This window comes from Paenibacillus sabuli (assembly GCF_014705605.1).
Lineage (GTDB): Bacteria > Bacillota > Bacilli > Paenibacillales > Paenibacillaceae > Paenibacillus_D > Paenibacillus_D sabuli.
This window is the reverse complement of the sequence record NZ_JACXIZ010000017.1, coordinates 123915-143381: the sequence shown is the minus strand read 5'-3', so window position 1 is coordinate 143381 and position 19467 is coordinate 123915. Positions and strand designations below refer to the sequence as shown.

The 19467-nt window shown below is 60.1% G+C and carries 16 protein-coding genes and 1 riboswitch; of the genes, 8 read left to right on the top strand and 8 right to left on the bottom strand.

Going from position 1 to position 19467, the window contains the following annotated elements; translation table 11 throughout:
* Positions 1 to 84: 84 nt before the first annotated feature.
* Genes IDH44_RS11150 through metA form a run of 3 tightly spaced genes read right to left on the bottom strand, consistent with a single transcriptional unit; the run spans position 85 to position 3375 of the window.
* Positions 85 to 1269, bottom strand: a complete 1185-nt coding sequence (locus IDH44_RS11150; protein WP_190917614.1) for a MalY/PatB family protein — start codon at positions 1267 to 1269, stop codon at positions 85 to 87.
* Positions 1270 to 1274: 5 nt separating this feature from the next.
* A complete protein-coding gene (locus IDH44_RS11145; RefSeq protein ID WP_190917612.1) occupies positions 1275 to 2438 on the bottom strand; it encodes a PLP-dependent transferase in 1164 nt (387 codons plus the stop codon).
* A gap of 19 nt (positions 2439 to 2457) precedes the next feature.
* Positions 2458 to 3375: a homoserine O-acetyltransferase MetA gene (gene metA / locus IDH44_RS11140; RefSeq protein ID WP_190917610.1), complete on the bottom strand. Its 918-nt coding sequence runs from the start codon at positions 3373 to 3375 to the stop codon at positions 2458 to 2460.
* A gap of 100 nt (positions 3376 to 3475) precedes the next feature.
* Positions 3476 to 3580, bottom strand: a riboswitch (SAM riboswitch).
* Positions 3581 to 3985: 405 nt separating this feature from the next.
* Between metA and corA the strand changes: the two genes are divergently transcribed.
* The 3 genes from corA (at position 3986) to IDH44_RS11125 (ending at position 6796) form a co-directional block, all read left to right on the top strand.
* Positions 3986 to 4927 carry a magnesium/cobalt transporter CorA gene (corA, locus tag IDH44_RS11135; RefSeq protein ID WP_190917609.1) on the top strand — a complete coding sequence of 314 codons (942 nt, stop codon included), beginning with the start codon at positions 3986 to 3988 and terminating at the stop codon, positions 4925 to 4927.
* 110 nt (positions 4928 to 5037) lie between these two features.
* Complete coding sequence (locus IDH44_RS11130; protein WP_190917607.1) at positions 5038 to 5940, top strand: LysR family transcriptional regulator; 903 nt, start codon at positions 5038 to 5040, stop codon at positions 5938 to 5940.
* A 28-nt stretch (positions 5941 to 5968) separates the two neighbouring features.
* Positions 5969 to 6796 carry a histidinol-phosphatase gene (locus IDH44_RS11125; protein ID WP_190917605.1) on the top strand — a complete coding sequence of 276 codons (828 nt, stop codon included), beginning with the start codon at positions 5969 to 5971 and terminating at the stop codon, positions 6794 to 6796.
* Between the two features lie 175 nt (positions 6797 to 6971).
* Here the strand turns inward: IDH44_RS11125 and IDH44_RS11120 are convergent, their stop codons facing one another.
* Positions 6972 to 7808: a DUF695 domain-containing protein gene (locus IDH44_RS11120; protein ID WP_190917603.1), complete on the bottom strand. Its 837-nt coding sequence runs from the start codon at positions 7806 to 7808 to the stop codon at positions 6972 to 6974.
* 205 nt (positions 7809 to 8013) lie between these two features.
* On the opposite strand from IDH44_RS11120, the gene IDH44_RS11115 reads away from it, so the two are divergent.
* Positions 8014 to 8322 (top strand): winged helix-turn-helix transcriptional regulator, encoded by a 309-nt coding sequence (locus IDH44_RS11115; RefSeq protein WP_317890161.1) that lies wholly within the window; start codon positions 8014 to 8016, stop codon positions 8320 to 8322.
* A gap of 215 nt (positions 8323 to 8537) precedes the next feature.
* Here IDH44_RS11115 and sdhB read toward each other — a convergent pair whose 3' ends face one another.
* From sdhB to IDH44_RS11100, 3 genes are read right to left on the bottom strand one after another with little or no spacing between them, the layout of a single operon-like run.
* On the bottom strand, positions 8538 to 9302 hold the full coding sequence (gene sdhB / locus IDH44_RS11110) for a succinate dehydrogenase iron-sulfur subunit (protein ID WP_190917601.1): 765 nt from the start codon (positions 9300 to 9302) through the stop codon (positions 8538 to 8540).
* A 15-nt stretch (positions 9303 to 9317) separates the two neighbouring features.
* Positions 9318 to 11087 (bottom strand): succinate dehydrogenase flavoprotein subunit, encoded by a 1770-nt coding sequence (gene sdhA, locus IDH44_RS11105; protein ID WP_190917599.1) that lies wholly within the window; start codon positions 11085 to 11087, stop codon positions 9318 to 9320.
* A 25-nt stretch (positions 11088 to 11112) separates the two neighbouring features.
* Positions 11113 to 11781 (bottom strand): succinate dehydrogenase cytochrome b558 subunit, encoded by a 669-nt coding sequence (locus tag IDH44_RS11100; RefSeq protein ID WP_190917598.1) that lies wholly within the window; start codon positions 11779 to 11781, stop codon positions 11113 to 11115.
* 284 nt (positions 11782 to 12065) lie between these two features.
* Here IDH44_RS11100 and IDH44_RS11095 point away from each other — a divergent pair, with 284 nt between their 5' ends.
* The gene (locus IDH44_RS11095) at positions 12066 to 12998 is read left to right on the top strand and encodes a LysR family transcriptional regulator (protein WP_190917596.1); all 933 of its coding nucleotides are present in this window, start codon (positions 12066 to 12068) and stop codon (positions 12996 to 12998) included.
* Positions 12995 to 14668 carry a CPBP family intramembrane glutamic endopeptidase gene (locus IDH44_RS11090; RefSeq protein WP_190917594.1) on the top strand — a complete coding sequence of 558 codons (1674 nt, stop codon included), beginning with the start codon at positions 12995 to 12997 and terminating at the stop codon, positions 14666 to 14668. The genes IDH44_RS11095 and IDH44_RS11090 overlap by 4 nt, the downstream gene beginning before the upstream one ends.
* A gap of 1260 nt (positions 14669 to 15928) precedes the next feature.
* Here the strand turns inward: IDH44_RS11090 and uvrC are convergent.
* Positions 15929 to 18133 (bottom strand): excinuclease ABC subunit UvrC, encoded by a 2205-nt coding sequence (gene uvrC / locus IDH44_RS11085; RefSeq protein ID WP_190917592.1) that lies wholly within the window; start codon positions 18131 to 18133, stop codon positions 15929 to 15931.
* Between the two features lie 239 nt (positions 18134 to 18372).
* Here uvrC and IDH44_RS11080 point away from each other — a divergent pair, with 239 nt between their 5' ends.
* A complete protein-coding gene (locus tag IDH44_RS11080) occupies positions 18373 to 18519 on the top strand; it encodes a YqzM family protein (protein ID WP_190917590.1) in 147 nt (48 codons plus the stop codon).
* Positions 18520 to 18639: 120 nt separating this feature from the next.
* Positions 18640 to 19083: a hypothetical protein gene (locus IDH44_RS11075; RefSeq protein ID WP_190917588.1), complete on the top strand. Its 444-nt coding sequence runs from the start codon at positions 18640 to 18642 to the stop codon at positions 19081 to 19083.
* The last annotated feature ends 384 nt before the right edge of the window (positions 19084 to 19467 follow it).

The following is a 19467-nucleotide window of genomic DNA, read 5'->3' as shown; positions in this document are numbered from 1 at the left end:
TGGTCCCGCAATAACAGACTCGGGCGGCGCCCGCACGAATGCGACCGCCGCCCAATAGCGCGCTCCTCAACCGATAAGACCCGCTCAGCGCTTGGCCGCCCGCGCCTCAATCGCAGCGGCGAAACGCTCCAGCGCCTCCATCAGCAAGGCGCGCGGACAAGCGAGATTGACGCGCAAAAAGCCCGCTCCTTGCCGTCCAAAAACCGAGCCCTCGCTGAATGCAACGCCGGCCTCCTCGAACATCAGCCGCTTCAGCTCCTCCGGGTCCTCCGACACGGCGCGGCAGTCCAGCCACACCATATAGGTGCCCTCGGGCCGGATCGGTCTGACCTGCGGCAGCCGCTCTGCGCAAAAGGCGATCAGCGCATCGACGCTGCCGGCCAGATACGCCAGCAGCTCGTCCAGCCACTGATCACCGTAAGTGTAGCTGCTGACCACGGCGCTCAGGCCGAAATACGTCTCCATATGCAGGGACAGCCTCTTGAGCTGCTGGGTATATACGCGGCGCAGCCGCTCATTGGGTATAATGACCGAGGCCGCTTGCAGCCCCGCCAGATTAAACGTCTTGCTCGGCGCGATGCACGTAATCGAATGATTGGCGCATGCCTTGGAGATCGACGCGTAAGGCGTGTGGCGGTGCGGCTTCAGCACGAGGTCGTGGTGAATCTCGTCGGCGACGACGAGCACGCCGTGGCGCTCGCAGATCTCGCCGACCCGCGCCAGCTCCTCGCGCGTCCAGACGCGCCCGCCCGGATTGTGCGGCGAGCAGAGCAGCAGCAGCTTGGCGCCGTCCTTGGCCTGCTGCTCCAGCAGGTCAAAGTCCATCCGATACTGGCCGTCGCGCAGCACGAGCGGATTGTCGACGACGACCCGGCCGTTCATGCGGATGACGTCGTAGAACGGATAATACACCGGCGACTGCAGGATGATGCCGTCGCCCGGCTCCGTGCAAGCCATCACTAGCATGCTGAGCGCCGGCACGACGCCGGGGCTCGACGAGATCCATCCCGGCTGCACATCCCAGCCATGGCGGCGGGAGAGCCAGCCGCGCACGGCGTCGTAGTAGTCGTCCGTGCGGATCGTATAGCCGTATACGCCCTGCCTGGCCCGCTCGACAATCGCGTCCACGACCTCCCGCGGCGGCGAGAAGTCCATATCCGCCACCCACAGCGGCAGCAGATCGGCGCGACCGAACAGCTTGTCCGATTGATCCCACTTGTAGGAGGCCGTGCCCCTGCGCTCGATGACCTGATCAAAGTCGTAGCTCACTGGTCTCACTCTCCCTTCGCCAGCTCGCGCTGCGCCTCGGCGAGCGCGCCCGCCAGATCGTCAATCAGATCATCACAATGCTCGATGCCTACGGAGAACCGCAGCAGCCGGTCGTCTACGCCGATGCGGCGCCGAATTTCTTCGGGAATATCGGCATGGGTCTGCACTGCCGGATACGTCATCAGCGACTCCACCCCGCCGAGGCTTTCGGCGAACGCAATCAGCTTGATATGGCGCAGTACCGGGTCGACATAGCGCGCATCCTTGAGCCGGAAGGAGAAGATGCCGGTGTTGCCCGAGGACTGGCGCTGCTGAATGTCATGACCCGGATGATCGGGCAGCCCTGGATAATACACCTGCTCGATGGCTTCGTGCGTCTGCAGAAAAGCGGCGATCCGCGTCGCATTGTATTGGTGGCGCTCCATGCGCAGCGCCAGCGTCTTCATGCCGCGCATCAGCAGCCACGAGTCCTGCGGTCCCAGCACCGCGCCGATGGAATTGTGCAGCATCGCCATCTCTTCCGACAGCTCCGCACCCTTGGTGATGATCAGACCGGCGAGCACGTCGTTGTGTCCGCCCAGATACTTCGTCGCGCTGTGTACGACGATATCCGCGCCCAGCTCCAGCGGACGCTGGAAGAACGGCGTCAGCAGCGTATTGTCGACGATCGAGAGCATGCCGCGGTCGCGCGCCCACGCACAGACGCGCGCCAGATCGGTGATCATCATGAGCGGGTTGGTCGGCGTCTCGATCAGCACGGCCTTGGTGGCAGGCGTTGCGGCGGACGCCATGGCGTCGAGATCGTTGGTATCGACGTAGGAGGCGCTCACGCCGAAGCGATTCATGATCCGCTCCAGCAGCCGGTAGGTGCCGCCGTACAGATCGAGCGAGACGAGCAGATGGTCGCCTTGGCGGAACAGGGCGAATACCGTCTGCAAGGCGGCCATCCCGGAGCTGCAGGCGAAGCCCGCATCCCCGGCTTCCAGCTCGGCCGCCGCTTCCTCCAGGACTGCCCGGGTCGGGCTCTTGGTGCGAATATAGTCGAAGCCGGTGCTCTGACCGACGCGCGGGTGGCGGAAGGCGGTGGACGGGTAGATCGGGAAGTTGACCGCTCCGGTGACCGGTTCCTTGACGGAACCGATCTGGGCCAATCGGCTTTCAATTTTCATGCAGGCACTGCTCCTTTTTTTAGATGTTGGCGCCGAGCTCGTAGGGCGTCTCCTGGTACACATAATAGTTCAGCCAGTTCGAGAACAGCAGATTGGCGTGCGCGCGCCAAGAGGACATCGGCAGCTTGGTCGGGTCGTCGCCCGGATAATAATTTTTGGGCAGTCCGACGCGCAGCCCTTTGGCGACATCGCGGTCGTATTCCCACTTGAGCGTGAGCGGATCGTATTCCGAATGTCCGGTGACAAAAATCTGGCGGCCGTTGCGCGAGGCGGCGATGTAGACGCCCGCCTCCTCCGATTCGGAGAGCACCTCGAGATCCGGCACCTGCTCGATCGCTTCCCGCCGCACCTCCGTATGGCGCGACTGCGGCACGTAGAACAGCTCGTCGAAGCCGCGCAGCAGCTTGACGTTTTGCTTGTTGATCGTGTGCGGGAAAACGCCGAATATTTTTTCGTCCAGATCATGCTTGGGAATGCCGTAATGATGATACAGACCGGCCTGCGCGCCCCAGCAGATGTGCAGGGTGGACGTGACGTTGCGGGCGCTCCAGTCCATGATCGTCTGTAGCTCCTCCCAGTACGTGACATCCTCGAAGGGCAGACGCTCCACCGGCGCTCCGGTAATAATCAAGCCGTCGTAGCGGTGATGCGCGATATCGTCGAACGTTTTGTAGAACGTCTCCAGGTGCTCGATCGGCGTGTTTTTGGAGGTGTGGGTGCGCGGATGCAGCAGCGCCACCTCCACCTGCAGCGGCGTATTGCCGAGCAGACGCATCAGCTGCGTTTCGGTCGTTTCCTTGGTCGGCATCAGATTCAGGATCGCGATATGCAGCGGACGGATGTCCTGCTTGTACGCGACGCTTTCATCCATGACGAATATATTTTCACGCGTCAGCACTTCTTTGGCCGGCAGGCTGTCCGGAATTTTGATTGGCATGTCATCAACTCCTTGCTGCTTGTTTGGGGGGACGGTATACAACGCAAAAGCCCCTCCGCATTGCGAGAGGGGCGCATAGTTGTCCGCTGGTCGAACTCCTCTCTCATCTGTCAGAAACGAATCGTCTCCGCAAGAATTAGCACCGTGCATCATGCCGGTTGCCGGGCTTCATCGGGCCAGTCCCTCCGCCTGCTCTTGATAAGAAAGCTCGTATTCAATTGTCCGTAAATGAGACGCGTCACACTGGCGCCAGTGCGAGCGTATGCTGTTCTTACTGTTCACTTTAACGCATCTGCCTATGCGCGTCAAGGCCCGAAAAAGCAAGCGCTGCCAGTAAACCGATGCTTGTATGCCCCTCCCTGCCGGGCGTATACTAGGGCGAGACCATTGCAAGACGCAAGGGACAATTCTCAGGATGCCAAAGGGGGGAACGCGCATGGACGGCGACGGACCGAGGCCGCAGCAAAACGACAGAAAATCGGACGACACAACGACACACGAGGACCCGCCAGGCGGCGAGGCCGGCGCCCCAGCGCGGGCGCCCCGCCTATAGAGGCAGCACGCCTCCTTGCCGCGGGTGCCGATGAACCTGCAAAGGAGTGAGACGCCCATGAAAATCCGGCATGTCACGAGCGGGGTTTTTACCCCCTTGGACGAAGGCGAGCTGGAACGCACGCTGACGGCTCCGGCCGAAGGCTTTTACTGGATCGACGCCAATACCGACGATCTGGCGGTGCTGCAGCCGCTTTTTTCGATGCACGACCTCGCCGTCGAGGACTGCATCAGCGAGGACGAGCAGCGCCCCAAGCTGGAGATTTACGAGCACCATTACTTCCTCGTGATCAACAGCATTCGCTTCGATGACGAGGAAATTTTTTTGCGCGAGCTCAATATTTTTCTCGGCCGTCATTATATCATTACGGTGACCAAGCAAAAAATCAACGAGCTGCGCGCGGTCAAGCCCGTGCTCTGGGAGCAGGAGATCAGTCAGCCCGACCGGATGCTCTACCACCTCGTCGATCTGGTCGTGGACAATTATTTTCTCGTCGGCGATCGAATCGAAGCCCAGATCGAAAAGCTCGAGGAAGACATCCTGATGCATACCCGCAAGTCGCATCTGAACGAAATTATCGGCCTGCGCAGCGAAATCCTGTGGCTGCGCAAGGTGCTCGGACCGCAGCGCGAGCTGATTGCCTCCCTGCACAAGCGCGAGCTGAAGCTGATCGACAATCAGCTGCAAAAGTATTTCGGTGACATTTACGAGAATGCGGTCAAGGTCGCGGAAACCTTCGAAACGTACCGCGACCTGATGGGCAATCTGCGCGAAGCGTATCAGTCGAGCCTGGCCGCCCGCGCCAACGAAATCATGCGCGTCTTTACCGCGCTGACGACGATATTCATGCCGCTGACCTTCATCACCGGCATATACGGCATGAACTTCGACACCATCCCGGGTCTGCACATCGAGGGCGCTTCTTACATCCTGCTAGGCATCATGCTGCTCGTTGCGCTCGGCATGTTTTATTTGTTCCGCAAAAAAGATTGGCTTTAACTATAATTTCAACGAAAGGCGGCTCGGGCGAGCCGCCTTTCGTTTTGCCGCGGGCCGGGGAATGGCCTATAATAGACCTACAAGAGACATCCGGCAAAGGGGGGAATGCCATGAACATCAGTCAATTGGAAACGCTGCTCACGATCTCGAAGACGATGAGCTTCCGCAAGGCCGGCGAGCTGCTCAATCTGACGCAGCCGGCCGTATCGGCGCAGATCAAAAGCCTCGAGGACGAATTCAAAACGGTGCTGATCGACCGCAACCAGCCGGTCACGCTCACGGATCGCGGCCAGGTATTTCTGGACCACGCGCTGCGCATCCTCGGCGTCGTCGAAGAGCTCAAGCAAAAGCTGTCGGACCTGAACGACACGCCGCAGGGCCATATTTTGCTCGGCACGACGACCTCGATTGCGATGCAAATTTTACCGCGCGTGCTGTCGTATTTTCAGAATCAATACCCGCTGATCAAAACGACAATCCAATCGATGCCCTCCTCTCAGGTCGTGCCCGCCGTGGAGAGCGGAGCCGTCGATATCGGCCTTACATACTTGAGCGAACGCAGTCCGAGCGTGGAGAGCTCGATCCTGTATTACGACACCTACGAGCTCGTCGCCGCACCGGATCATCCAATCAGCGGGTTCAAGCACACCACGGTGGACAAGCTCAAGGACATCCCGTTCATCATGCTCTCGCAGGAGACGCTTGGCCGCCGCTTCATCGACCGCATGTTCCGGCAGTACGGCATTCAGCCGAACATCGTGATGGAGCTGTCCAGCAGCGAGGAGGTCAAGCGCATGGTCGAGCTGAATCTGGGCGTATCGATCATCTCCAAGCTGTCCGTGGCCAGCGAGCTGCGCCTCGGCACGCTCAAGATGATCAGCGTCAACGAGTTGGAGCTCAGCCACCCGGTCGGCGTAGTCTACAAGTCCGGACGTTATTTGAATTCGGCCATGCACCAGTTTTTGAGCGATCTCAAGGGCATGCCCGAGGACCAGTTCATCGGCAGCGAATAGCCGTTCATACGAGGAGGAATCAGCCTATATGACCAAGTTCGATCTGCACACCCATCATGAGCGCTGCGGTCATGCGCTCGGCACAATCGAGGATTACGTAAAAGCCGGCATCGCCGCCGGCCTGAGCGTCATCGGCATATCCGATCATTCGCCTTATTTTGCCGAGCCAGACGATCAGCCGTATCCGTATATCGCCATGCGGCGCAGCGAGCTGGAGGCCTACATCGGCGAAGTGTTGCGGCTCAAGCGCAAGTATGCGGACAAAATCGAGGTGCTGCTCGGCATGGAGTCGGATTTTTTTCCGGAGCATATCGAGACGTATCGGCGCGCATATGCCCGCCATCCGTTTGATTACCTGATCGGCTCGGTGCATCAGTCGCGCGGCGTGAGCATCTTTAACCGCAACCGTTGGAAGGGCTTGTCCGAGGACGCCCGGCGCGACGAGAAGGCGCATTATTACGCGCTGATTCGCCAGTCGGCGCGGGCCGGGCTTTTTCAGATCCTGGGCCATATCGATGCGATGAAGGGCTACTATCCGGCCTTCTCGGAGATCGAGGCCGCAGCGGCAATCGATGAGACGCTGCAGGAGATCGCCGCGTGCGACATCGCGATCGAGATCAACACCTCGGGCTCGACCAAGGATGTGGGCGGCTGGTACCCGTCCGACGCGATTCTGGAGCGGGCTTGCCACTACGGCGTCAACGTATCGTTCGGCTCGGATGCGCACAAGCCGGAGCGCGTGGGCGAAGACTGGGAGCAGGTGCGCCTGCGGCTGATCGAGCTCGGCTTCAAGCACTGGGTGTTCTACCGCGCCCTCCGGCCTGTGGTCGTGCCGCTCGGCGGGCGAATGGTATGAAGAAAAAAAGGGGACCTGCTCGGGGGAGCAGGTCCAAAGTGTATATATTAAAAAAGGGGGTCTTGTTTATTATAATAGCCCCCGGATATGAAAGGACGGTAACAGGAACATTTCAATTGTGTAACAAATTATGCGCGGTGATCGCCACAGGAAGCGCAACCGCAATTCGCCGTCCCTACATCTCTCTGTTCGTCTCCCTGCGCCGTACCAGCCCCACGCTTCGCAGCATCCGCTGAATGCCGAGATAGCCCTTGCGCAGGAACGATTGGCGCATCATCGAGCCCCAGCCGTCATAGGTGCCGCCCAGCTCATCCGCCAGTGGCAGCAGCTCCCGCACCTGGGCATTGACCGTCTCCAGCCGCACATTGTCCCAGCGGCTGATGACGAGCGCGTACGGGAACTCCGGCCGGTCGACGGGCGGCGTGCGCGCGTCCTCGATGCGGTAGCCGAGCTGCTCGGCCGTCTCCTTCATGGCGCTGCAGTCATCCGGTCGCTTGAACATCAGCCAGTGATACACATTGCGCGGACGATCGATGTGATCGCCTCTGTGAATGAGCGCGTAGACCATCTGGGCATTGTGAATGAGCGCTTTCTCCAGCTCGCTGGGCAGCATGAAGCTGTACCGCTCCCACTGCGGATCGGGTCGGCTGTAGGTGAGGATGCGATATGGCTTTAGCTCCTGCTCCAGCCGGCGTAGCACCTCCCGATCGAATCGCTCGGCGTCGGCATAATAATACAGCTCCAATCGACGCGGCGTATTGATTCGCCCCACGTACACCGCATGGCCGCCTGCCGCAATCGATTGCTCCAGCCTGCGCTCGATTCGCTCCAGCATGTGCACCAGCTCGCGCCTGGCCGGATGTACGCTTGTCATATGCAATAGATTAATCGTGACCGATAGCAGCTCCGTATACGACTCGGACGGACTGCGTGTCTCCCAGCTCGAATCGACCAATATCCGCATTTGCTCGTCCTTTGTTTTCCGCTCGAAAAATCCCCATTGCTCAGTCATGCTACCACTCCCCGGGAACTTGCGCTGTCTTGGGTTCTTTCCATACAGCCCATTATACCGTTGATGAAGCCTCGTTTCTACGTTTTTTTGAACTAACTTTTATGAAGTTGATAGCAATTTTTTATTTTATTTCGATTCTTTCACAATTCACTTACTTTTTGTGCATGAGCGTGGTACAATAGAGCCATAAGGTGGGGTGATACCTGTGGATTATTCAAAAATGTGCCCGAAATACGAGGCGGCTGCCGAGCTGCTCGGCAAAAAGTGGACAGGACTGATTATCCGCGTGCTGCTCGGAGGACCGAAGCGCTTCAAGGAAATCAAGGAACAGATTCCGGAGATGAGCGATAAAATGCTCACCGACCGGATGAAGGAGCTCGAAACGATGAACGTGGTCAAGCGGACGGTGTATCCTGAGATGCCGGTCCGGATTGAATATGAACTAACCTCCAAAGGACAGGGGCTCGAGCCTGTCATTCTCTCGATTCAGGATTGGGGAGAAGAATGGATGTAACCTTTGTAACAGCCGGCCCTGGAGGCCGGCTGTTTTTAGGTTTGCCTGCCGATTGACAGGCGCGGCGCTTCATTGTATATTAGTCAATAATGAGAATCATTTTCAATCATAGAAGCAAAGAAGCAAAGCAAATCAGGTAAACTTGGGGCTGCAGACGGCAGACAGCCGGTCCCGCTGCCGCAGGGACCGGCTGTCTGATCGTTAGCTCAGGCTTGTTACATACCGAGCCATTTTTTGAACAGCTGCTTGGTCGTATCCTTGTTGATTGCAGCGATCGACGTCGTGAGCGGAATGCCCTTTGGACAAGCGCGCACACAGTTCTGCGAATTGCCGCAGCCCTCGATGCCGCCGTCCTCCATGAGCGTCTCCAGGCGCTCGTCCTTGTTCATCTCGCCTGTCGGATGGGCATTGAACAGCCGCACCTGGGAGATCGCCGCCGGCCCGATGAAGCTCGTCTTCTCGTTGACGTTCGGGCAGGCCTCGAGGCAGACGCCGCAGGTCATGCACTTGGAGAGCTCGTAGGCCCACTGCCGCTTCGTCTCCGCCATCCGCGGACCGGGTCCGAGATCATAGGTGCCGTCGATCGGAATCCACGCCTTGACGCGCTTCAGCGCGCCAAACATGCGCTCGCGGTTGACGACGAGGTCGCGCACGACCGGGAATGTCTTCATCGGCTCGAGCCGGATCGGCTGCTCCAGCTTGTCGACCAGCGCCGTACAGGCTTGACGCGGCTTGCCGTTGATGTTCATCGAGCAGGCCCCGCACACCTCCTCGAGGCAGTTGGAATCCCAACAGACCGGCGAGGTGGACTGGCCGTCGTTCTGGACGGGATTGCGCTGAATTTCCATCAGTGCGCTAATGACGTTCATGTTGGGACGATACGGAATTTCGAACGTTTCCGTATACGGCTTGCTATCCGGCTTGTCCTGCCGGGTGATCACCAGCTTGATCGTCTTGGTTGGTGCTTCGGTTACCGCCATCTGGCATGCTCCTTTCTACTTGCTGGCCGCTTTGTCTTTTTTCTTGTCGGTCGTATAGTCGCGCTTGCGCGGCGGGATCAGCGACACGTCGATGTCCTCGTACGAGATCTGCGGACCGTCGGCCGACCAGGCTGCCTTGGTCGTCTTCATGTAGTTCGTATCGTCGCGCTCGGGGAATTCCGGCTTGAAGTGGGCGCCCCGGCTCTCGTTGCGCAAGAGCGCGCCGAGCGTCATCGCCTCGGACAGCTCCAGCATGTTCCACAGCTGACGGGTGAAGGCCAGACCGGCGTTATTCCAGCCATTGGTGTCGTTGATATTGATGTTGGCGTAGCGCGCCTTCAGTTCTTTGATTTTGGCGATCGTCTCTTCCAGCTTCTCGTTGTAGCGCACGACCGTCATGTTGTTGGTCATCCATTCGCCGAGCTCGCGGTGCAGCACGTAGGCATTCTCGGTACCGTTCATGCCCAGGATGCGCTGATGCTTCTCTTGCTGGCGCTGCTTCTCGCGATCAAAGACGGAGGACGCCACGTCCTCGGCCGCCTTGTCCAGGCCGCGGATGTATTCGACCGCCTTCGGTCCGGCCACCATGCCGCCGTAGATCGCCGAGACGAGCGAGTTGGCACCGAGCCGGTTCGCGCCGTGGTACTGATATTCGCACTCCCCTGCGGCGAACAGGCCGGGGATATTGGTCATCTGGTTGAAGTCGACCCACATGCCGCCCATCGAGTAATGCACGGCCGGGAAGATCTTCATCGGGATTTTGCGCGGGTCGTCGCCCATGAACTTCTCGTAGATCTCGATGATGCCGCCGAGCTTGATGTCCAGCTCCTTCGGATCCTTGTGCGACAGGTCGAGATACACCATGTTCTCGCCGTTGATGCCGAGCTTCTGATCGACGCAGACGTTGAAGATCTCGCGCGTCGCGATATCGCGGGGCACGAGGTTGCCGTACGCCGGATATTTCTCCTCGAGGAAGTACCAAGGCTTGCCGTCCTTGTACGTCCAGATGCGTCCGCCCTCGCCGCGCGCCGACTCGGACATCAGGCGCAGCTTGTCGTCGCCGGGGATCGCTGTCGGGTGGATCTGGATGAATTCGCCATTGGCATAATGGACGCCCTGCTGGTACACGGCGCTGGCCGCCGTCCCGGTATTGATGACCGAGTTGGTCGACTTGCCGAAGATGATGCCGGGGCCGCCCGTGGCCAGAATGACCGCGTCCGCGCGGACCGTGTGCACCTCCATCGAGCGCAGGTCCTGCGCGCTGACGCCCCGGCACACGCCGTCGTCGTCCAGTACGGCGCCGAGGAATTCCCAGTGCTCGAACTTGTTGACCAGACCTGCGGTCTCCCAGCGGCGTACCTGCTCATCCAGCGCATATAGCAATTGCTGACCGGTCGTCGCGCCGGCAAATGCGGTACGGTGGTATTTCGTGCCGCCGAAGCGGCGGAAATCCAGCAAGCCCTCGGGCGTACGATTGAACATGACGCCCATCCGGTCCATCAGATGGATGATACCCGGCGCCGCGTCGCACATCGCCTTGACCGGCGGTTGATTCGCCAGGAAGTCGCCGCCGTAGATCGTATCGTCAAAGTGCTCCCACGTCGAATCGCCCTCGCCCTTGGTATTGACCGCGCCGTTGATGCCGCCCTGCGCGCACACCGAGTGCGAGCGCTTGACCGGGACCAGCGAGAACAGGTCGACCGTCATGCCCGCTTCCGCGGCCTTGATGGTCGCCATCAGGCCGGCGAGGCCGCCGCCTACTACGATAACTTTATTTTTAGCCATTTGCATTCGCTCCTATCGATACGTATTACACACCGCGGATCAGCTCCAGCGCAGCCGACGCCTCCTGGAATTCGTCGCCGCGGAACGAGATCAGCGAGGCCATGAACAGGCCGGTCACGATCACGAAGACGACCATCCATACATAGGAAGAGATCCGCTGGGCGCGCGGTCCGACCGTGATACCCCAGCTGACGAGGAATGCCCACATGCCGTTGGCAAAGTGGAAGACGGCCGCTACGACGCCGATCACATACAGTGCAAAGAAAAAAGGATTGGTGGCGATTTCGTTCATCGTCGAGCCAAGATCGTCGTGCGAGATATTGCCCACGAACACCTGAAAGCGCGTCTGGTACACATGCCAGAACACGAAGATGAACGTGATGACGCCCGATACCCGCTGCAGCGTGAAGGCCCAGTTGCGGCCGTACGAGAACTGCCCCAGATTGTTATTGGACTGGTACGCGAGATACAGCCCGTACACCCCGTGGAACAGCAGTGGCAGGAATATGCCGACCAGCTCCAGGACCGATACGATCGGCAATCCGTTGATAAATGCCACGGCGTCTTTAAAGCCTTGAGGCCCCCCCTCTGCGGCAGAAAAGTTCGTGAGCGCATGGCTGAGGATGAACAAACTGAGCGGAATCACCCCCAGCAGCGAGTGCAGCTTGCGCGAATAGTACGAATTTCCCTTCATGACGTTAGCGTTCTCCTTTCAGACTGGACGTGCATGGTGAACCACATTTCATTGTAACTCCCGCCTCTTGGAGCGTCAATCACGATTCCATCACACATCATGACACATATTGTTCACACTTCTTAATGGTACTCCTTTTCCTCTTATAATGGAATTGCTTATATTGTATAATAAGTTATAACGATAAGACATTAGTAAAGAAGAGTGAAGCGGCATCCGCTTGCTTCTATCCTGCGCCAAGGAAGCGTAAGCTATCACCAATGAGGAAGAAGGAGGACCCGCGTGTGCTCGAAGACATGCACATGTTCGCTACCGTCGTGGAGCAGTCCAGCCTGAACCGGGCGTCCGCAGTGCTCAACCTGTCGCAGCCCGCGCTCTCGCGCCGGGTCGTCAAGCTCGAGGAAGAGCTGGGCGTGGAGCTGTTCCGCCGCGTCGGCAAGCGGCTGGAGCTCACCCGCAGCGGCCAGCTCACCTACGAATTCGCCTTGGAGCTGCGGCAGCTCAGGCTGCGCTACTTGCAAAAGCTGCAGGCCTTCAAAACGGCCGGCCGCGTCCCGCTCACGATCGGGGCCAGTCTGACGACGCTGCAGACGACGCTGCCCGATCTGATCCAGGGGCTCACCGCTTCCCATCCCGAGCTGGACATCAAGGCCGTCACCGGCAAAACGCACGAGATCGTCACGCTCGTCCGCGACCACAAGGCCGAGCTGGGGCTCGTCGCTTCGCTGATCAGCGAGCCCGCCCTCAAGTGCATCCCGTTATTCGACGATCGGCTGGAACTGGTCGTGCCGAAAAACCATCTCGTCCTGGACAAGGGCATGCCCGGCATCCGTGCGCTGGACGGCCTGCCAATGATCCTGTTCTCCGAGGGGACGTGGTACCGCACGCTGATCGACGAGTTGCTGCACAGCTACCATGTGTCGCCCGATGTGCGGATGGAGATCGATTCGTTCGAAGCGATCCTGCGGCTGCTGCACACGTGCCGCGCCGCCGCCCTGCTGCCCCGCTCGTATCTGCGCATGCAGCAACTCGAGGACAACGAGCTGACGATTGTCAAGGTCGACGAGCTGGCCCAGACGAAGCGCACGACCTCGCTCATCTACAGCGACTCCGCCGCCCCGCCGGGCTCTACGCTGCGGCTGTTGATCGACAGCATCAGCATCTATTCCGGCGGCAAGCACAAGGTCCAAAAATCCCATACAGAGGTGCTGAAATGAACCTGCTTCATCACGATCCGCCTTGGAAAACGTACCTTTGGCTCGGCGCGATCGGCGCATTGATCTATCTGCTGCTGCAAATTATGCCTGCGACCTCGGACAGCTTCTTTACCGGCAATACGATCACGGTCATGGAAAAAGACGAAGCGCAAGAAATCGCCGCCGACTTCGTGCGCGAGCGCTTCGGCGCCGAGCCGACGTCGACGCATGCGATTCATCAGTCCGACCGGCTGCTCAGCGGCTACCTCGCCAAGACCGAGAGCATGGCGACCTACGAGCAGCGCTATGACGCGCGTTTTCCGGTGGATACGTACCAGGTCGAGGTGCGCACGCCGCGCATCAACAGCGCCGGGGGCGAGTCGCTGTATTATGTATATCTGCATATGGAAACGGGCGAGGTCGTCTCCTGGAACCGGCTCGGCAACCCGCTGCCGAGCGAGCAGCCGCTGATCGATTACGAGCCGGCCGTGGAGGCGGCCAAGACAGTCGCCGCTGCGCGCGGCTTCCGCACGGAGGAATTGACGGCGCTGCCGGGCATCGCCGACACCGGCACGGTCGTGCTGCGTGTCGTTGGCAGCACCTTGGACGAGGCCGAGCTGCAATTGCACATTCGCTCCGCCCGCGCCGAGGACGGGACGATTCGGACGGTCGCCTACAAGCCGGAGTTCGACGTGCCGCAGCCCTACCGCGACTACGTGAAGCAGCAGGATCAGCTCGGCGCCGCCCTTTCGCTTGGCGGGTATTTCGGGCTAACGGCGGTGCTGTTCATTTTGTCTATCATATATGCGGCAGTCTATCGCCGGCACACGTCGTTTTTGCGCGGCATCGCGCTCACGGTCATTTTCTTTGCGCTGTATGTCGCGAACAATTACAACATGGCCGACGGCTTGCGGGCGGGCATCGGCGAGACGCCCGATGCCGACAGCTTCGTCTCGATCGGGCTGATCATCAACGTATTTATCGTCGTCGCGATGGCCGCCTCCGTCTATTTCGCGCTCGTCGCGGGCGACGGCCTGTGGCGCTCGGCAGGACGGCGGCTCTGGCCGCGCTTCGGAGAGAGCGGCTACGGCGAGCATGTGTGGCGCAGCATGAAGCTCTCGTATTTGCTGGCCTTCGCCATGCTGGGCATTCAGACGCTGATCCTGTTGCTCCTGCAGGAGGGCATCGGCGCCTGGGCGACCAGCGATGTGACGCAGTCGCCGTACAACTTCGGCGCGCCGTGGCTGTTCCCCGTGCTCGCCTGGTGCGCGGCGATCTCGGAGGAAGCGGTGTACCGGCTGTTCGGTATCGGACTGCTGCGCAAGTGGTTCAAGAATCTGTTCGTCGCCTCGCTCATTCCGACGATCATCTGGGCGCTCGGCCACGTCACGTATCCGATCTATCCGGCGACGACGCGTCTGATCGAGCTGACGATCGTCGGCCTGCTGTTCAGCTTCATCTTCTTGCGCTTCGGCTTCATCACCGCCGTCTTCACCCACGCCATCGTCAACACGGTCATGATGGCGGCGATGCTGATCCTGCTCGGGACGCCGATCAATGTGCTGGCCGGCATCCTCTATCTCCTCCTGCCGGTGCCGATCGCCTGGTTGCTGCGCGAGTGGAGCCGGCGGCGGGCGGGGCGCGAACCGCTGGGCCGCCCGGCTCCGCCCGAGCCCGCCGGCCCGCTCTGAGTGCTGGCAGTCCGTGCGCCACTGATATGGCGCACGGATAGGGCGCACGGATAGGGCGCACGGATAGGGCGCACGGACAGGGCGCACGGATAGGGCGCACGGATAGGGCGCACGGATAGAGCGTACGGATAGAGCGCACGGATAGGGCGCACGGACAGAGCGTACGGATAGAGCGTACGGATAGAGCGCACGGATAGGGCGCACGGATAGAGCGTACGGATAGAGCGTACGGATAGGGCGCACGGATAGAGCGCACGGATAGAGCGTACGGATAGAGCGTACGGATAGAGCGTACGGATAGAGCGTACGGATAGAGCGTACGGATAGAGCGCACTCATATGGCCTACTGAGTGCGGCCCCAAAACGCCCCGGCGACCTTGGGGCAAGGCTCAGCCCGACGCAGCTGGTTATGCGCGACACAGGCCGCATAGGCAAGGGCGCGGCGGGCAAGGGCGCGGCGAGCAAGGGCGCGGCGGGCAAGGGCGCGGCGGGCAAGGGCGCTGGGCAGGAGTGCCCAGGTGCCTTTCAGCTGCGCCGGGCGCGGGCGGAAGTGCCCCGGATGCTATCCATTTTCCCGGGATGCGCCTCAGTCGTGCGGGATGCGGAACGGCCACGCGGAATCCGGGCCAACTGCGCGGGACGCGGGTCAGTTGCGCGGGATCCGGGCGGCCACGCAGTGACCAATAACGTTAAAAAGTAACGCTATTGGCGGACGGCAGGCTCTGCATAGACCAATAGCGTTAAAAAATAACGCTATTGCGGGACACAGCCTTTGCTTAGACCGATAACGTTAAAAAGTAACGCTATTGGCGGGACACCACCTTTGCATAGACCGATAACGTTAAAAAATAACGCTATTGGCGGGACACAGGCTCTGCATAGATCAATAACGTTAAAAAGTAACGCTATTGGCAGGACACTACCTTTGCATAGATCAATAACGTTAAAAAGTAACGCTATTGGCGGGACACTACCTTTGCATAGACCAATAACGTTAAAAATTAACGCTATTGGCAGGACACTACCTTTGCATAGATCAATAACGTTAAAAATTAACGCTATTGGCGGGACACTACCTTTGCATAGATCAATAACGTTAAAAATTAACGCTATTGGCGGGACACAGGCTTTGCTTAGACCGATATCGTTAAATTAACGCCATTGTAGGGACGGCGGGCCACGGTCGACCTCGACGATTCAAGCATACGCGCCAAAATTGTGCCTAAATCGCATGCATTCAAAAGAAGGGACGAACCGTGGCTACGGTTCGTCCCTTAATGCGTCCAGCACCTTGGCCGCCAGCTTGTCGCCGAGCGCCAGCGGGCGGAAGTCCTCGATGGAGGCGGTCTTGATTTTTTTGAGCGAACCGAAATGCCGCAGCAGCTGCTTGCGCCGCTTCTCGCCGATGCCCGGAATCGCATCGAGCTGCGAGGCGACCATCGACTTGGCCCGCGTCTCGCGATGGAAGGTAATCGCGAAGCGATGGACCTCGTCCTGGATGCGCTGGAGTAAGTAGAACTCTTGGCTGTCGCGCGGCAGCGGCACGATCTGCGGCGGGTCGCCGGTCATCAGCTGCGCCGTGCGATGGCGGGCGTCCTTGACCAGCCCGCATACGGCAATGTGCAAGCCGAGCTCGCTTGTCAGCACGTCGATGGCGGCCGAGATCTGCCCTTTGCCGCCGTCCACGACGATGACGTCCGGGAGCTCGAGCCCTTCCTTGAGCACGCGCTCGTAGCGCCGCCGGATCACCTCGCGCATCGTCTCGTAATCGTCCGGCCCGGTCACGGTCCGCACCTTGTACTTGCGGTACTGCTTGCGGTCCGGCTTGCCGTCGGTGAAGACGACCATCGCCGATACCGGATCGGTGCCCTGAATATTGGAGTTGTCGAAAGCTTCGATGCGGCGCGCTTGTCCGAGTCCGAGCCAGCCGGCCAGCGATTCGGCGGCCTTGACGCTGCGCTCCTCGTCGCGCTCGATCAGCCGGAACTTCTCGTCCAGCGACCTGCGCGCGTTGTCCATCGCCATGGCGACGACATCCTTCTTTCGGCCGCGCTGCGGCACAGCCACCTTGACCTTGAGCCAGCTCGCCAGCTCGGCTGTCACATCGGACTCCCGCTGCTCAAGCTCCGTGCCGTCCGCGCATGCTTCACCCGACTCCGCCTCCGACTCGACTCCTGCAGCATATGTCTCGCCCGACTCCGCCACCGACTCGACTCCTGCAGCACATGCTTCACCCGACTCCGCCACCGGCTCTGCTCCTGCACCATCTGCTTCGCCCGATTCGCTCACGGGATTCGTGCCGTCCGACTCCGAGTCAGCCGTCTTCGATCCTAGTGCTTCGCCGGCGTTCGCATTCAGCCCGCCCGACTCGCCCACCAGCTCCGCACCGTCCGCGTACAGAACGCCGTCCGATTCGGCTGTCGGCTCCGTACCCTGCGCATCCGATTCGTCCGGCTCTGCTCCCGCCGCTTCGCCGGCGTCCTGCTCGAGCGGCAGCAGCACCTCCCTGGGGAGGGCCGGATTGTCGCTGTAATATTGCGTGACGAAAGACATGAAGTCCTCGTAGGCCGTGCCGTAGAACGGGAATGTCGTCGCATGACGTTCGATCAGCTTGCCTTGCCGCATATATAGGATCTGAACGCACATCCAGCCCTTGTCCACTGCGTAGCCGAATACGTCGCGGTCGAGCGTATCGGGGAGCGTGATCTTCTGCTTCTCCATGACCGCGTCGATCGCCGCCACCTGATCGCGATACTCGCGCGCACGCTCGAACTCGAGCGCCTCCGCCGCTTCCTCCATCTTGCGCTGCAGCTCCTTGCGCACATCCGCCTGGCCGCCGCCCAAAAAGCGCGCAATGTCCTGCACCATCTGATCGTAGGTCTGCTGCTCGACCTCAAATTCGCACGGCGCGACACACTGCCCCATATGATAGTAGAGACACACCTTGTCCGGCAGCGTCTTGCACTTGCGCAGCGGATAAAGACGGTCCAGCAGCTTCTTGGTCTGCTGCGCCGCGTAGGCGTTTGGATAAGGACCGAAGTATTTGCCCTTGTCCTTGACGACGCGGCGCGTAACCTCGAGCTTGGGATGCTTCTCGCTCGTAATTTTAATGTAAGGGAACGACTTGTCGTCCTTGAGCAGCACGTTGTAGCGCGGATGATGCTGCTTGATGAGATTACACTCCAGGATGAGCGCTTCCATGTTGCTGGAGGTGACGATATATTCGAAGTCCCGGATCTCCGAGACGAGCCGCTGCGTTTTGCCGTCGTGGCTGCCGTTGAAATACGAACGCACCCGATTTTTGAGCACCTTGGCCTTGCCGACGTAGATGATCGTGCCGGTCTCGTTTTTCATCAAATAACAGCCCGGCTGATCGGGCAGCAGCGCCAGCTTGCCGCGGATGAGCTCCGAGACGCCGCCTGCCGTCCGGCCTGCGCGCGTGCGCGGCTTAGGCTGCTCTTCCATGACGCTCCCCTCCCTGTCCTGCGCGCTCCGGCGCGAATGAATGTTCCTCTCCATTGTACCATACCCGTATCTCCTTGCGGCAACCCGTTCGAGGCCCCAGGAGGCGAGACCTCAAGCGCAGCCTTCGCCCCACAATTGTCACGAGCTTGCCCTTTACATGGAATCGGCTAATTGGGTATACTAAGGACATATTGCATTCGTGAGCCGAAGGGTTCGAGTTCGAGGAGGACGCCGATACGATGGACAATGTACAGGATCCGCGCAACCACGTCAACGAAGAAAAGCGCCACGATTTCAACGACCTCGTCGTGGGCTTTGCCGCGATGGCCGGATTTATGACCGTCATTTTCGCGGTCGCGGTCATCATCAAGTTTTTGATCAGCTAGCGCTTTCGACGATGCATGCCAGAGACCGTCCTCCTTGGGGCGGTCTCTTTTTTTAACCTCGGTCCCGCGGCCTTCGTCTATTATGAATAGAAAAAAATCCCTAAGGAGGCGCCGAACGAGATGCGAAAACCTGTGGCGATCGGCATTGCGGCCACGTTGGTCGCGACGGCGGCGCTCGCCGCGCTGCTCTGGCTCGGCCTGGAGGCCTGGCGCGACAGTGCGTTCTATAATATGACCCGCCCGTTCACGGTGATGCTGCACAACGACACGAGCGCGTCGATCGCCGACCTGCAGGCCGGCGTAGTGAGCGGGCTGCAGGGAAGCCGGCTGCAGGATGCTTATGACGAGCCGATAGCGACGGGCGAACGCACTGTCTGGCGGCCCCAGCTGACGCTGCGCGGCGAAGGCTCGATCTTCATCGCCTATACCGACGCCGAAGGCGAGCGCGTAACGGTGTCGATCGACTCGATCTGCATGTTGGAATCGGCCCAGTCGTACCACCAGAATCCATACATCCAGATATCGTCCGCCTCGGACCAGCGCTCCGGACGGGTGCCGTCGTAGACGAAGATCGGCCCGCGGTTGGAGTTGTCTCCGCCGCGCGGATACGAGCCTTCGTCGATTACGTCGGCGATCGTCACGTAGCCGGTGTTCGGGTAGCGGGCGAGCGTCATCGCCTCGGAATTGAAGAACAGCTCGGTCGACGCCGACACCTCCGGCCAGCCAGATCGCTGCTGGAGGTCATCCGGATGCATGACGAAGCGGCTTGCGGCGCCCCGCGGCTTCCCGCAGAGAGAAGCGCGCTGGATGCCGCAGGCCGCGTATAGGCCGCAATTTGCGTAGAGGCCGCAATTTGCGTAGAGGCGGAAATTTGCGTAGAGGCCGCATAGGTCGCCCAAGAGCGGGACGGGACGGCAGGATCGACGTGTGCGATCGCGGGTGCGCAAA